Genomic DNA, 13,952 nt, shown 5'->3' on the forward strand with positions numbered 1-13,952 from the left:
CTTTTGCGTGCCGGCGATGAAACCTCGCGGCCCCAGCGCGGTAGTGCCTATTCGACCCCGCCGACCCCCGGCTGGGGCGTGGGCGCCGGTGCGCGGGGCTGGAGGCGGATCGGCGGCGGTGACGGTCTACCCTGCGGCTCGGCGCGTCCGGTCGCGCGATCGAGGAAGTCGTCGCTTGCCGCCTGTCCGGGATCGCCATTGCTCGTCGGAGGCGGCGGCTGACGCGGACGATCGCCGGGCGGCAGTTCGCCTTCGATCGGGAACGGCAGCTCGCCCGGTTCCTCCGGCACGCCGGGTTCGATCAAGTTCCCCTGCTCATCGATGTAGTAGTAGTCGTCCGGCTCGCCGTAATAATACTCGTCGTCCGGCTCGAGCTGCCATTCGGGCAATTGCACTTCGGTATCGAACTGCTCGACCGGGCGATCCTTCACTGCATAGCGCATGTAGGCGGCGAAGGCCTGCGCCGGTGCGCGCCCGCCCTGCAATCCCGGCACCGGATCGGCATCGTCGCGGCCCATCCACACCCCGGTGGTGATCCCGCTGGAGAAACCGAGAAACCAGCCGTCCTTGTTGGAATTGGTCGTCCCTGTCTTGCCCGCGACCGGCCGGCCGATCTGCGCCGCGCGCCCCGTTCCCGTATTGACGGTGGTCTGGAGCAGATCGGTGATGCCGGCCGCCACGTAGTCCGGGACAAGCCGGGTCGAACGCGGCGCGTCGTGCTGGTAAAGCACCTCGCCGTCGGCCGTAGTGACCTTGACGATGCCGTAGGGTTCGACCGAGCTGCCTTCGGCCGAAATGGCGGCGAAGGCGCGCGTCATGTCGATCAGCCGCACTTCCGAGCTGCCGAGCACCATCGCCGGATAAGTCGAGATCGGGGTGGTGATGCCGAAACGCTTGGCCATCGAGGCGACAGTGCCGAAGCCGACCTCGTTGCCGAGCTGCGCCGCGACGGTGTTCTTCGAATAGGCGAAGGCGGCGCGCATATCGATCTCGCCGGCATAGGTCCCGCCCGAATTGCGCGGGCTCCAGCCGTCGATGGTGACCGGCGCATCGACCACGCGGTCGTCGGGCGTGTAGCCGGCCTCGAGCGCAGCGAGATAGACGAACAGCTTCCATGCGGAGCCCGGCTGTCGCAGCGCGTTCGTCGCCCGGTTGTAATTGGTCGTGACGTAGTCGGTCCCGCCGACCATCGCCAGGATCGCCCCGTCGCGGTCGAGGCTGACCAGCGCGCCCTGCGCGCCGCCAGGGGTATTCGACTTGACCGCCGCGGTCGCCGCCCGCTGCATGCCCACGTCGATCGTGGTCCAGACCTCGATCGGCTCGAAAGTCTCGGGCAACAACAGGTCGAGCTGCGGCAGCGCCCAGTCGGTGAAGTAGCGCACCGAGTTCTGGCCGCTTTCCTCCTTGAGATTGACGGTCGCGGGATCGACGCTTGCCTCGCTCGCCGAGATACGTCCCTGCTCGCGCATCAGCCGCAGGACGACGTTCGCGCGGCCGACCGCGGCTTCGACGTCGGCGGTCGGCGAGTAGCGGCTCGGCGCTTTCACCAGCCCGGCGATGATCGCCGCTTCGGCGGTCGAAAGCTCGGTCGCGGGATGGCTGAAGAACTTCCGGCTCGCGCTGTCGATGCCGTAAGCGCCGCCGCCGAAATAGACCTTGTTCAGATAGAGCTCGAGGATCTGTTCCTTCGAGAACTTGCTTTCCAGCGCGATCGCGAGGACCGCCTCGCGCAGCTTGCGGTCGAGCGAGCGGTTGGAATTGAGGAAGATATTCCGCGCGAGCTGCTGCGTGATCGTCGAGGTTGCGGAGATGCGCCCGTCACCCGTCATCGCCACCCAGAGTGCGCGAACGAGGCCGTAGGGATCGATCCCGAAGTGCGAATAGTAGCGCCGGTCTTCGACCGAGATCATCGCGTCCTTCATCACCTGCGGGATTTCGGAGCTGTCGAGCCATTCGCCGTAGCTCGGCCCGAGTTCGACGATCTCGGTCCCGTCGCGCGCGCGCACGATGATGGTCTGGGCGTTGTCGGTCGCCTTGAGTTCCCCGTAGCTGGGCAGCGAGCGCGCAGCGAAAGCGACGGCCAGGCCGAGGAACAGGGCGCCGAGCAACGCCAGGGCGCCGCCCCAGATGAGCAGGCGCCGCGCCCACAGCCGCCAGCCGCTCGCCGTGCGCCTGCCGGTCGACTTCGGTGCCTTCCGCCGGCTCCCCCGCTTCGCCATCAGTATTCGCTTACCTTCTTGCGGGCCGCAGCCCGATTACCCGTCGCGTGCCCGATGCATAGGGCAGTTGTAACCCGGCGTGAACGGGGCGGCGGGATTATTCCTCGGGCATGAAATCCAGCGCCGCGCTGTTGACGCAGTAGCGCAGGCCGTCCGGCCCCGGACCGTCGGGGAAGACATGCCCCAGGTGCCCTTCGCACTTCGAGCAGACGACCTCCGTTCGCACCATGCCGTGCGAGGTATCGCGATGCTCCTCGACCGCATCGCCTTCGGCCGGCGCGGTGAAGCTCGGCCAGCCCGAACCGCTGTCGTACTTGTCGGCGCTTTCGAACAGCAACTGGCCGCAGGCGGCGCACCGGTATTCGCCGGACAGCTTGTTCTTCTCGTACTTGCCGGTGAAGGCGCGCTCCGTCCCGCCCTCGCGCAGCACGTGATACTGCTCGGGCGTCAGGCGTTCGCGCCATTCGGCATCGGAAAGCTGGATCTTGTCGGACATCGTGCGTTCTCCTCGGCAGGAGATATGGGAAACGCGGCGCGCGCCTTCAAACGTCCAGTTCGGCATAGTGGCGCGGCGGCTGGATCACCTCCATGCGCTCCGACAGCAGCGGGCGGAACGAGGGGCGGCTCTTGAACACCGAATACCACCCGCGCGTCTGCTCGTGCCCGGTCCAGTCGATTCCGCCGAGATAGTCGGCAACCGAAATCTGTGCCGCGGCGGCAAGATCGGCGAGGCTCATCGTCGCACCGGCGAGCCAGGTGCGGTTGTCGATCAGCCAGTCGATATAATCGAGATGCCCGTGCGCCAGCTTCATCGCCTCGCGCAGGATCCGCGAGTCGGGCGGCTGGCGCAGCACGAGCCGCTTCTTCATCCGTTCGTGCAGCAACGGCATGGTCACGTCGCCGAAGAAATTCTCGTCGAACAATGCGACCAGCCGGCGGATCTCAGCCCGGTTGGCGGCGGTGCCGTTGATCATCGGCGCCTTGTCGACCGTCTCTTCGAAATACTCGCAGATCGCGCGGCTGTCGGACAGCGCCAGGCGCCGTTCCGGATCGTAGAGCACCGGGGTGCGCCCGGCCGGGTTGAGCGCCCAGAACTCGTCGCTAGCGTCCCACGGGTTCTCGCGCCACAGCTCGTAGCCGACGCCTTTCTCGCTGAGGAGCAGGCGAACCTTGCGACTGAAGGGACAGAGGGGAAACTGATAGAGGCGCCACATATGCGCCCCTGCTCATGCCGCAAGTGCGCGGGGTCGTCTACAGTGCCGGGCGAGGCGAAACAGGGTTTTACGCAGACCGCCGCATCAGCGCTGGCCGCGAGTCGCCTGATCGATGCCGAATTCCAGCCGCTCGGCCATTTCGCGGAGCGCCGGGCGCATCGCTTCCAGGCTGTCGGCCATCGACGCCATCGCGCCCATCGCGCGCGGCAGATCGCGGGCGACGCGGGCGGGCACGTCGCTCGCCTCCGGCCGCATCTTGCGCAGGGTCAGGTCGGGATCGACGCTGCCCGGGTCGCGGCCGGTGATTTCGGCCATCGGCTCGACGATCGGCGCCAGCGGCATGTCGAGGAGGATTTCGCCGAGCACCGCGACGGTGCTGGCAAGCTCGTTCTGCACCACGGGGTCGGCGAGCCGCTGCGACAGGGGCTCTTCGTATTCCACCTCCGGCGCGTAGAGCGGCGCGTCGTAAAGCTCGAAATCAGGCAGCGGCGCGGGTTCGGAGGCGCTGGCGGCCGCCGGAAACGCGAGCGCAGCGGCCGCGCAAAGAGCGAGAATACGCATGGTCGTTCTCCGATTCGTTCGCGGGCGAAAAAGTGCCCGAGAGTGCCTGACCGGGCACTGAACGGCCCTTAAAGACCCGATGCGTCGAGCAGCAGCATGCACGGCGACATGACCCGATCGAGCGCCTCTTCCTCACGCAGCGATTCGACCTCCGCACCAAGGAGGCCGGCGACCGCGTCGCGGCTCATGCCAGTCTCGTCCATGATGCGTGCGGAGGTGCGGACGAAGAATTCGCGTCCTCGCTCGCCGAGTGCGGGGTAGGCGGCCATCGCTGCGTCGCCGCGTGCCTGCCCCTCGGCGACCAGCGCGAAGGCGACCGAGCAGCGCAGGGCGGTGCGCTGCTCGATGGTGAGATTCGGCTTGGGCGGCTCCTGCGCCTGCGCGGCGGGTGCGAGTGAGGCGAGCGCCAGCGTGGCGAAGGTGAGAAAGCGGGTCATGGCCGCCGCCCTATACGAGGCAAGATCAACGCTTGCCTAGATCGGCACAGTTGACGCGCCCGGCGCGCGCGGCCATCCCCCGCGCAAACACGACAAGAGGAGCTGCTGCAATGGCCGATTACCCTTCCCTCCACCTCCTGATCGGCGGCGAACAGGTGACCGGCGGCGGGCGCGAGACCGAGGAGGTGATCGATCCGGCCACCGGCGAGACGATCGGCACCCTGCCCCGCGCGACCGCCGAGGATCTCGACCGCGCGCTCGACGGCGCGCAGCGAGGCTTCCGCGAATGGCGCAACGCCCCCGCGGACAAGCGCGCCGCGATCCTGACCAAGGCCGCTGCGCTGCTCAAGGAGCGCGCCAGCCAGATTGCCCCCGCGATCACGCGCGAGCAAGGCAAGCCGGTCAAGGAAGCGATGGGCGAGGTGATCTATTCGGCCATGCTGCTCGAATTCTACGCCGGCGAGATCAAGCGCATCTACGGCCGCACGCTGGTACGTCCCACGGGCCAGCGGGTCGAGGTGCAGTACCACCCGATCGGCCCGGTCGCGGGCTTCGCGGCGTGGAACTTCCCGATGATCAACGTCGTGCGCAAGATCGGCGGCGCGCTTGCCGCAGGCTGCTCGGTGATCGTCAAGCCATCGGAGGAAACCCCGGCGGGCGGCATCGCGCTAGTCCAGGCGCTGCTCGACGCGGGCGTGCCGGGCGATGCGGTGCAGTGCGTGTTCGGCGTGCCCGACACGGTCAGCCGCCACCTGCTCGGCTCGCCGGTGATCCGCAAGGTGACCTTCACCGGCTCGACCGCAGTCGGCAAACATCTCGCCCGCCTCGCCGCGGATGACCTCAAGGTCGCGACGATGGAGCTCGGCGGCCACGGCCCGGTGCTGGTGTTCGACGACAGCGACGTCGACAAGGTGCTCGATACGATGGTCGCGGCCAAGTACCGGAACGCGGGCCAGGTCTGCGTCAGCCCGACCCGCTTCCTGATCGAGGAAGACGTGTTCGAGCGGTTCCGCGACGGCTTCGTCGAGCGCGCGAAGACGGTGAAGGTCGGCAACGGCTTCGACGAGGACACGCAGATGGGGCCGATGGCCAACGCGCGCGGGCCCGACTCGCTGGCGAAGCTGATCGGCAACGCGAAGGACAAGGGCGCGAACCTGCTGACCGGCGGCGAGCGGATCGGCAACCGCGGCTTCTTCCACGAGCCGACCGTGCTCTCCGAAGTGCCGGTCGATGCCGACATCATGAACAACGAGCCGTTCGGTCCGGTCGCGCTGCTCAACCCGATGAAGGGCGAGGACAGCATGATCGAGGAGGCCAACCGCCTGCCCTACGGTCTTGCCGCCTATGCCTGGACCCAGGACCCGGCGCGCCGCAGCCGCCTGGCCGCCGAGATCGAGACGGGCATGCTGGCAATCAACGGCGCCAACGTCTCGGGCGTCGATGCGCCGTTCGGCGGTGTAAAATGGTCGGGCTACGGCAGCGAGGACGGGCGTGAGGGCGTCATGGCGTGCATGGTGCCCAAGACCGTGCATGAGACGGACTGAGGTCAGGGGTATAACCTATTTGGTGTTTTTTATTGACATCGCGATGCCATAAGGTTATCTGATCAGAATTCGCAACCGGAATTGGCTCGGCCGTAGTCATCCGAAACGGAAGTTCGATACATCATCCCCCGTCATGCTGAACTTGTTTCAGCACCCATCGCGCCTCCAGAATCGGCAGCGCGAAGGGAAGAATGGGCCCTGAAACAGGTTCAGGGTGACGGTTTTGCAGGATATGAACGTCGTTCCCGCCATAGACGTTTTACAGGAGTGCCCAGATGAAGACCCGCGCCGCCGTCGCTTTCGAGGCGAAGAAGCCGCTTGAGATCGTCGAGCTCGACCTCGAAGGGCCGAAGGACGGCGAGGTACTGGTCGAGATCATGGCGACCGGCATCTGCCACACCGACGCCTACACGCTCGACGGACTGGATTCCGAAGGCATCTTCCCCAGCGTGCTGGGCCACGAGGGCGCGGGGATCGTGCGCGAGGTGGGCGCGGGCGTGACCAGCGTGAAGCCCGGTGATCACGTCATCCCGCTCTACACCCCCGAATGCCGCCAGTGTAAGTCGTGCCTCAGCGGCAAGACCAACCTGTGCACCGCGATCCGCGCCACGCAGGGCAAGGGCCTGATGCCCGACGGCACCAGCCGCTTCTCCTACAAGGGCCAGACGATCTACCACTACATGGGCTGTTCGACGTTCTCGAACTTCACCGTGCTGCCGGAGATTGCGGTGGCGAAGATCCGCGAGGACGCGCCGTTCCAGACGAGCTGCTACATCGGCTGTGGCGTCACCACCGGCGTCGGCGCGGTGGTCAACACCGCCAAGGTCCAGGTGGGCGACAACGTCGTGGTGTTCGGCCTCGGCGGGATCGGCCTCAACGTGATCCAGGGCGCCAAGCTCGCCGGCGCGAACATGATCGTCGGGATCGACATCAATCCGGACCGCGAGGAATGGGGCCGCAAGTTCGGCATGACCCACTTCCTCAACACCAAGGGCCTGAGCCGCGACGAGGTCGTTGCCAAGGTGGTCGAGCTGACCGACGGCGGCGCGGACTACAGCTTCGACTGCACCGGCAACACCGAGGTCATGCGCACCGCGCTCGAATGCTGCCACCGCGGCTGGGGCACTTCGGTCGTCATTGGCGTGGCCGAGGCGGGCAAGGAAATCGCCACCCGCCCGTTCCAGCTCGTGACCGGCCGCAACTGGCGCGGCACCGCATTCGGCGGCGCGCGCGGCCGGACCGACGTGCCGAAGATCGTCGACTGGTACATGGACGGGAAGATCCAGATCGACCCGATGATCACCCACGTCCTCAGCCTGGAGGAGATCAACAAGGGCTTCGACCTGATGCACGCCGGCGAGAGCATCAGGAGCGTGGTGGTCTATTGACCGGCGGCTCGCAACCGATATAGGTAGCGAATCGAAACTTAATGGGAGGCTTGGCGATGTTCAATCATATCATGGTCGGCACGAACGATATCGAGAAGGCCAAGACGTTCTACGACGCCGTGCTCGGCACACTGGGCTTCACCGGCGAAGCGATGCGCCATGTCTCCGCGAGCGGGCACACGCGCCTGTTCTACATGCACAACGGCGGCACGTTCTGCGTATCCGAGCCGATCAATGACGAGCCCGCGACCTTCGCCAACGGCGGGACGATCGGCTTCAAGTGCGATTCGCCGGAGCAGGTGCAGGCCTTCCACGACGCCGGCGTCGCCAGCGGCGGCACCTCGATCGAGGATCCGCCGGGGCCGCGCGACGGCGGCGCGCTCGGGCCCATGCACCTGAGCTACGTGCGCGATCCTTCCGGCAACAAGCTCTGCGCGCTCCACCGGCCGAAATCCTGACCGCAATGCGCGGCGAAGCGGGATTGCTGGCCGACCTGGCGTCGCTCGCGATCCCGCATTCGCTGCACGAGCACCCGGCGGTCTTCACCGTCGCAGAAAGCCGCACGCTCGACCGCGACATTCCGGGCGAGCACACCAAGAACCTGTTCCTGAAGGATACCGCCGGCGCGTTCTGGCTGGCGACCGTGCCGGCCGAGGCGCGGGTCGACCTCAAGGCCCTGCCGCAGGCGATCGGCTGCAAGCGGGTGAGCTTCGCCAAGGCGGAGGACATGCAGCGCCTGCTCGGGATAACGCCGGGCTCGGTCACCCCGCTCGCCGTGATCAATGCCGCGCCGGGCAGTGTGACCGTGGTGCTCGACGCGGGGCTGGCCCAAGCTGAGCGGATCAACGTCCACCCGCTGCGCAACACCGGGACCCTGGGGCTGGCGGGTGCCGAGGTCCTGCGGCTGCTCCGGCACTGGGGCCATGCGCCGCTAGTGGCCGAGGTGCCGACGGTCCAAGCCTAATCCTCCCCATTTTGCGAAGCCAAATGGGGAGGTGGCAGCGCGCAGCGCTGACGGAGGGGCTAAAGCACGCCGCTGAGGCAGCGCAATACCCCTCCACCACGCGCTACGCGCGCGGTCCGCCTCCCCATTTGCCCCTTCGACAAGCTCAGGGGAAAATGGGGAGGATCCGCTTCGACACACAGGCGGCGAACGGATAGGGAGGGCGGATGAAACTCGAGACCATCAGCACCAATCGCAGCCACGGCGGCACGCAGGGCGTCTATTCTCACCAGTCGGCCGAAACCGGCACGGAGATGACCGTCTCGGTCTTCGTGCCCGAGCATGCCGACGGCGCGAAGCTGCCCGTGCTCTGGTATCTCTCGGGCCTGACCTGCACCCACGCCAACGTCACCGAGAAAGGCGAATACCGCGCGGCCTGCGCCGAACACGGCGTGATCTTCGTCGCCCCCGACACCTCCCCGCGCGGCGACGACGTTCCCGATGCCGAGGGCGAATACGATTTCGGCAAGGGCGCGGGCTTCTACGTCGATGCGACCGAGCAGCCCTGGGCGGCGCACTACCGCATGCGCAGCTATATCGAGCGCGAGCTGCCCGAGGCGATCGCGGCGAACTTCCCGGCGGACATGGCGCGCCAGTCGATCACCGGCCATTCGATGGGCGGCCACGGCGCGCTGACCATCGGCCTGCGCAACCCGGAGCGCTTCCGCTCGATCAGCGCCTTCTCCCCGATCGTCGCGCCGGGCGAAGTGCCGTGGGGTGAGAAGGCGCTCGGCCGCTATCTAGGAACCGACCGGGCATCGTGGCGCGAATATGACGGGGTCGCCCTGATCGAAGGCGGTGCCCGCCACGACCACATTCTCGTCGACCAGGGCACCGCCGACGACTTCCTGGTCGAACAGCTCCGCACCCACCGCCTCGCCGAAGCCTGCGAAGCGGCCGGCCTCGACGCCACGATCCGCCTGCAGGCCGGCTACGACCATTCTTACTACTTCATCTCGACCTTCATGGCCGAGCACGTGGCGTGGCATACGGAAAGGTTGAAGCGCTAGCGCCGCACTTCGAACAGCGCGTATTCGGCGCGCCAGTTGGCGCCGGCCGGGCCGATCTCGCGTTCGCGGGTGAAGAACCAGCGGTTCTCGAGTTCGATGCCGAGATCGCGTGCCAGTTCCTCGAAATCGCGCACGGTCATGTGGTGGATGTTCTCGGTCTCGTACCAGGTCACCGGCAGGTGGCGCGTCACCGGCATGCGGCCGCGGCTGAGCAAGGCCCAGCGCATGCGCCAGTAGGCGAAGTTGGGGAAGCTGACGAAAGCGCGGCGGCCGACCCGCAGCAGCTCGGCCAGCATCCGGTCGGGCCGCGCGGCGGTCTGCAGCGTCTGACTGAGGATCGCCACGTCGAACGCGCCGTCGGGGTAGAAGGCGAGGTCGCGGTCGGCGTCGCCCTGCACCACGCTGAGGCCGCGCGCGACGCAGCGTTCGACCAGTGCGCCGTCGATCTCGATCCCGCGCGCGTCGATCTGCTTGGTGTCGCGCAACACCGCCATCAGCGCGCCGTCGCCGCAGCCGATATCAAGCACGCGCACGCCGGCGGGCACCTGCCGCGCGATCACGGCGAGATCGGGACGCAGCGCTTCGGACCCGGGCTCAGCCATCGAGAAACCCCTTCACCACCCGATCGAGCGCGGGCACGTCGAGCAGGAAGCTGTCGTGCCCGAACGGCGCGGAAAGCTCGACGAAGCTGACCGGCGCGCCCGCGGCGTTGAGCGCGTGGACGACATGGCGGCTCTCCGCCGTGGGATAGAGCCAGTCGGTGTCGAAGCTGACGAGGCAGAAGCGCGCGCCCTTGCCCATCGCGTGCCCCGCGAAGGCCTCCGCCAGCGTGCCGCCGTGCGCTTCGGCGATGTCGAAGTAGTCCATCGCGCGGGTGATATAGAGGTAGGAGTTCGCGTCGAACCGGCGCGTGAAGCCGCTGCCCTGGTAGCGCAGATAGCTCTCGATCTGGAAATCGGCGTCGAAGCCGAAGCTCTTCGCGTCCCGATCCTGCAACCGGCGGCCGAACTTCTCGGTCAGCCCCGCTTCGGAGAGGTAAGTGATGTGCGCCGCCATGCGTGCGACCGCCAGCCCGGCGTCGGGCGCGCTGCCATCGCCGTAGTAGTCGCCGCCGCGCCAGTTGGGATCGGCCATGATCGCCTGCCGCCCGACCTCGTGGAAGGCGATGTTCTGCGCCGAATGCCGCGCGGTCGTCGCAATCGCCAGCACGCGCGCGGCGCGCTCGGGGAAATTGGCGGCGAGGCTCAGCGTCTGCATCCCGCCCATCGATCCGCCGACCACCGCGTGCAGCCGCTCAATCCCGAGCCCGTCGAGCAGGGCGACCAGCCCGCGGACCATGTCGCGGACGGTGATGACCGGGAAGCGCATCGCCCACGGCTTGCCGTCGGGTGCCGCGCTCGCCGGGCCGGTCGAGCCCATGCAACTGCCGATCACATTGGCGCAGATCACATGGTAGCGGTCCGTGTCGATCGGCTTGCCGGGGCCGACCATCCGCTCCCACCAGCCGGGCTTGCCGGTCACCGGATGCGGGCTGGCGAGATACTGGTCGCCGGTCAGCGCATGGCAGACGAGGATCGCGTTGGCCTTGTCCGCCGCGAGCTCGCCATATGTCTCGTAGGCGATCGTCGCGCCTTCGAGCGCCTGCCCGCCGTCGAGCGGCAGGGGATGAGGAAGGCGGAAGATTTGTGAGGAGGCGTTCAAACCGGACCTTGGGGCAGCAAAAAGAACGGTGCTTCGACAAGCGCAGCACGAACGGGTTGGTGGATGTCACCCTCTAACCGTTCGCCCCGAGCTTGTCGAAGGGCCGTATTGCTTTAAGGGCCGATAGCCAAGTGTCCGAGCAACGCCCCATCCCCAAGCCCTGGATCGAGGGCATTCACGCCTACGTGCCGGGCAAGGCCCGCGCCGCCGACGGGCGCGAGCTGGTCAAGCTCTCGGCCAACGAGAACCCGCTCGGCACGAGCCCGGCCGCGCTGGCTGCACTGACGCAGGCCGCGCCGCCGGCGCGCTATCCCGACCCGGACGCGAGCGCCCTGCGCACCGCCATCGGCGCGCTTCACGGGATCGATCCCGCGCGCATCGTCTGCGGCACCGGTTCGGACGAGCTGCTCAACCTCGCCACGCAAGGTTATGCCGGGCCCGGCGACGAGGTGCTGTTCACGCGTTACAGCTTCGCCGTCTACGACATCGCCGCGCGCCGCTGCGGGGCGGTGCCGGTCGAAGCGCCGGATGCCGACTACGGGGCCGACGTCGATGCACTGCTTGCCGCGGTGAGCGAGCGGACCCGCGTGGTCTTCCTCGCCAACCCGAACAATCCGACCGGCAGCTTCCTCCCCGCCGGAGAAGTCGCGCGGCTTCACGCCGGGCTCCCGCGCGACGTGCTGTTCGTGCTCGATCAGGCTTATGCCGAATACCTCGCGCCGGAGGACGACGACGGCGGCCTCGCGCTCGCGAGCCGGCACCACAACGTCCTCGTCACGCGCACCTTCTCCAAGATCTACGGCCTCGCCGGCGAGCGGATCGGCTGGGCGACCGGCGCGCCGGGGATCGTCGATACGCTCAACCGCATCCGCGGGCCCTTCAACGTCACCAACCACGGCCAGGCAGCGGCGCTCGCCGCGTTAGGCGATCAGGGGTTCGTGGGCCTTTCGCGCGAGCACAACGCTACCGAACTGGCGCGGTTTTCGGACGCGGTCGGCGCGCTGGGCAATCACGGGCTGCGCGCCTTGCCCAGCAGGGGCAACTTCGTGCTGGTGCTGTTCGAAGGCGCCCTCGACGCAGCATCGGCTCTCGAGGGCTTGGCCGATGCGGGCTTCGCTGTGCGCCACCTGCCAGGCCAGGGACTTCCGCAAGCGCTGCGGATAACCGTCGGCACGCGCGAGCAGATGGATGCGGTCGCGCAGACGCTGCGCGCCATGGCGGAGGCGGCGCGGTGACGATCGAGCGCGTCGCGATCATCGGGCTCGGCCTGCTCGGCGGATCGGTCGGGCTGGCGATTGCCGAGCACCTGCCGGAAGTAGAGACGACGGGCTACGACGCAGACCCGGCGGTGCGCGCGCGGGCGGGCGAGCGTGGGCTGGTCGGGACCGTAAGCGAAACGGCGCACGAGGCGGTGGCCGCTGCCGACCTCGTGCTCTTTTGCGTACCCGTAGGCGCAATGGCACGCGCGGCCGCGGCGATCGCCGACCACTTACCCGAACATGCCATCGTCAGCGACGTGGGGTCGTCGAAACAATCGGTGATGGACGCACTCCGCGAGGCGTTGCCGGGCCGGATCGTCATTCCCGCCCACCCGGTGGCGGGCACCGAGCAGAGCGGTCCCGATGCCGGGTTCGCGAGCCTTTTCCGGCATCGCTGGTGCATTCTCACCCCACCCGCCGATGCGGACCCGACCGCCGTCGTCGCCCTCACCCGCTTCTGGGAAGCCCTAGGCGCGAAGATCGAGATCATGGATGCCGCGCATCACGATCTCGTGCTCGCCGTCACCAGCCATATCCCGCACCTGATCGCCTATACGATCGTCGAAACCGCCTCCGATCTCGAGGAAGTCACGCGCAGCGAGGTCATCAAGTATTCGGCCGGCGGCTTCCGCGACTTCACCCGCATCGCAGCCAGCGATCCGACCATGTGGCGCGACGTTTTCCTCTCCAACCGCGATGCGGTTCTGGAGATGCTCGGCCGGTTCAACGAGGACCTGACGGCGCTCCAGCGCGCAATCCGGCGCGGCGACGGCGAGGCGCTGTTCGATCTCTTCACCCGTACGCGCGACATCCGCCGCTCGATCGTCGAACAGGGGCAGGACGATGCGCGGCCCGACTTCGGGCGCAAGGATCACTAGGGTCTGTACTCAATTGGAGCGAGGTCTGATTGAGTACAGACCCTAGGCCGCGGGCGATCCCGCGTTCAGGGCATTGATCGCCTCGATCACCTGCCGCTCGACTTCGGCCCGCGGCAGGCCGGGGGCGATCGGCTCCGCAAACCGGTAGGTGATGGTGCCCGGCCGCTTGAGCCGGCGGTGGTAGAGCGGACCGCTGTCGACTGCGACCGGCACCACCGGCAGCCCGAGGAGCTTGTAAAGGCCGGCGAAGCCCGCCTGAAGCTGGCCCCGCTCCCCATGTGGCACACGGGTGCCCTCAGGAAAGATCACCAGCGGCCGGCCCTGCGCGGAATAAGTCCGGGCGGAGGCGACCATCGCCCGCAGCGCCCGCGCGCCTTCATCGCGGGCCACGGGGACGCAGCCGTAAGCCTCCGCCGCACGGCCCCAGCCGGGGATACGGAACAACTCGCGCTTGGCGAAGGGCACCGGGTGATCGAACAGGCACGGCGCATCGATCGCCTCGAAGAAGCTCTCGTGCCGGATCGCATAGAGCGCCGCGCCGGCGGTGGGCGCACCTTCCAGGCGCACTCTGATGCCGAGGAACAGCCGGGCGCAGCTGCGGTGGAAGCAGCACCAGCGGTCCACCACCCAACCGAGGGCCCGGGCCCCCAGCGGAATGGAGGCGACTGCCGAGAGCACGTAGACCACGCTCCCCAGGTAGAAGACGAGATAGAACGCGAGATTGCGCAGGAGGAGCAT

General features: G+C 67.7%; 15 protein-coding genes. 7 read left to right on the plus strand and 8 right to left on the minus strand.

The window, feature by feature from the left end; all coding sequences use genetic code 11:
• Window positions 1-47 precede the first annotated feature (47 nt).
• The 5 genes from JNO53_RS12070 to JNO53_RS12090 form a co-directional block, all read right to left on the minus strand.
• Window positions 48-2,219: a PBP1A family penicillin-binding protein gene (locus JNO53_RS12070; RefSeq protein WP_203111539.1), complete on the minus strand. Its 2,172-nt coding sequence runs from the start codon at window positions 2,217-2,219 to the stop codon at window positions 48-50.
• Between the two features lie 97 nt (window positions 2,220-2,316).
• The gene (gene msrB / locus JNO53_RS12075; protein WP_203111542.1) at window positions 2,317-2,715 is read right to left on the minus strand and encodes a peptide-methionine (R)-S-oxide reductase MsrB; all 399 of its coding nucleotides are present in this window, start codon (window positions 2,713-2,715) and stop codon (window positions 2,317-2,319) included.
• 46 nt (window positions 2,716-2,761) lie between these two features.
• Complete coding sequence (locus JNO53_RS12080; RefSeq protein WP_129524581.1) at window positions 2,762-3,433, minus strand: glutathione S-transferase family protein; 672 nt, start codon at window positions 3,431-3,433, stop codon at window positions 2,762-2,764.
• An 84-nt stretch (window positions 3,434-3,517) separates the two neighbouring features.
• Window positions 3,518-3,994: a hypothetical protein gene (locus JNO53_RS12085; protein WP_203111545.1), complete on the minus strand. Its 477-nt coding sequence runs from the start codon at window positions 3,992-3,994 to the stop codon at window positions 3,518-3,520.
• Between the two features lie 68 nt (window positions 3,995-4,062).
• Window positions 4,063-4,431: a hypothetical protein gene (locus JNO53_RS12090; RefSeq protein WP_238401876.1), complete on the minus strand. Its 369-nt coding sequence runs from the start codon at window positions 4,429-4,431 to the stop codon at window positions 4,063-4,065.
• A 110-nt stretch (window positions 4,432-4,541) separates the two neighbouring features.
• Between JNO53_RS12090 and JNO53_RS12095 the strand changes: the two genes are divergently transcribed.
• The 5 genes from JNO53_RS12095 (at window position 4,542) to fghA (ending at window position 9,376) form a co-directional block, all read left to right on the plus strand.
• Window positions 4,542-5,975, plus strand: a complete 1,434-nt coding sequence (locus JNO53_RS12095; RefSeq protein ID WP_203111548.1) for an NAD-dependent succinate-semialdehyde dehydrogenase — start codon at window positions 4,542-4,544, stop codon at window positions 5,973-5,975.
• 275 nt (window positions 5,976-6,250) lie between these two features.
• Entirely contained in the window at window positions 6,251-7,363 is a 1,113-nt protein-coding gene (locus JNO53_RS12100) for an S-(hydroxymethyl)glutathione dehydrogenase/class III alcohol dehydrogenase (protein WP_203111551.1), read from the plus strand.
• 56 nt (window positions 7,364-7,419) lie between these two features.
• Window positions 7,420-7,821: a VOC family protein gene (locus JNO53_RS12105; protein WP_203111554.1), complete on the plus strand. Its 402-nt coding sequence runs from the start codon at window positions 7,420-7,422 to the stop codon at window positions 7,819-7,821.
• Between the two features lie 5 nt (window positions 7,822-7,826).
• The gene (locus tag JNO53_RS12110) at window positions 7,827-8,327 is read left to right on the plus strand and encodes a prolyl-tRNA synthetase associated domain-containing protein (RefSeq protein ID WP_203111556.1); all 501 of its coding nucleotides are present in this window, start codon (window positions 7,827-7,829) and stop codon (window positions 8,325-8,327) included.
• 206 nt (window positions 8,328-8,533) lie between these two features.
• Complete coding sequence (fghA, locus tag JNO53_RS12115) at window positions 8,534-9,376, plus strand: S-formylglutathione hydrolase (RefSeq protein WP_203111558.1); 843 nt, start codon at window positions 8,534-8,536, stop codon at window positions 9,374-9,376.
• Here the strand turns inward: fghA and metW are convergent.
• Window positions 9,373-9,978, minus strand: a complete 606-nt coding sequence (gene metW, locus JNO53_RS12120) for a methionine biosynthesis protein MetW (RefSeq protein ID WP_203111560.1) — start codon at window positions 9,976-9,978, stop codon at window positions 9,373-9,375. The genes fghA and metW overlap by 4 nt on opposite strands.
• Complete coding sequence (gene metX, locus JNO53_RS12125; protein WP_203111564.1) at window positions 9,971-11,077, minus strand: homoserine O-acetyltransferase MetX; 1,107 nt, start codon at window positions 11,075-11,077, stop codon at window positions 9,971-9,973. The genes metW and metX overlap by 8 nt, the downstream gene beginning before the upstream one ends.
• A gap of 131 nt (window positions 11,078-11,208) precedes the next feature.
• Between metX and hisC the strand changes: the two genes are divergently transcribed.
• Window positions 11,209-12,312, plus strand: a complete 1,104-nt coding sequence (gene hisC / locus JNO53_RS12130; RefSeq protein WP_203111567.1) for a histidinol-phosphate transaminase — start codon at window positions 11,209-11,211, stop codon at window positions 12,310-12,312.
• Window positions 12,309-13,214, plus strand: coding sequence for a prephenate/arogenate dehydrogenase family protein (locus JNO53_RS12135; RefSeq protein WP_203111570.1), 906 nt, complete (start codon window positions 12,309-12,311; stop codon window positions 13,212-13,214). Before hisC ends, JNO53_RS12135 begins: the two co-directional genes overlap by 4 nt.
• Before the next feature lie 42 nt (window positions 13,215-13,256).
• On the opposite strand, the gene JNO53_RS12140 is transcribed toward JNO53_RS12135, so the two are convergent.
• Entirely contained in the window at window positions 13,257-13,952 is a 696-nt protein-coding gene (locus tag JNO53_RS12140; protein ID WP_203111574.1) for a lysophospholipid acyltransferase family protein, read from the minus strand.

It is taken from the genome of Altererythrobacter sp. C41, from assembly GCF_016803135.1.
GTDB lineage: Bacteria > Pseudomonadota > Alphaproteobacteria > Sphingomonadales > Sphingomonadaceae > Pelagerythrobacter.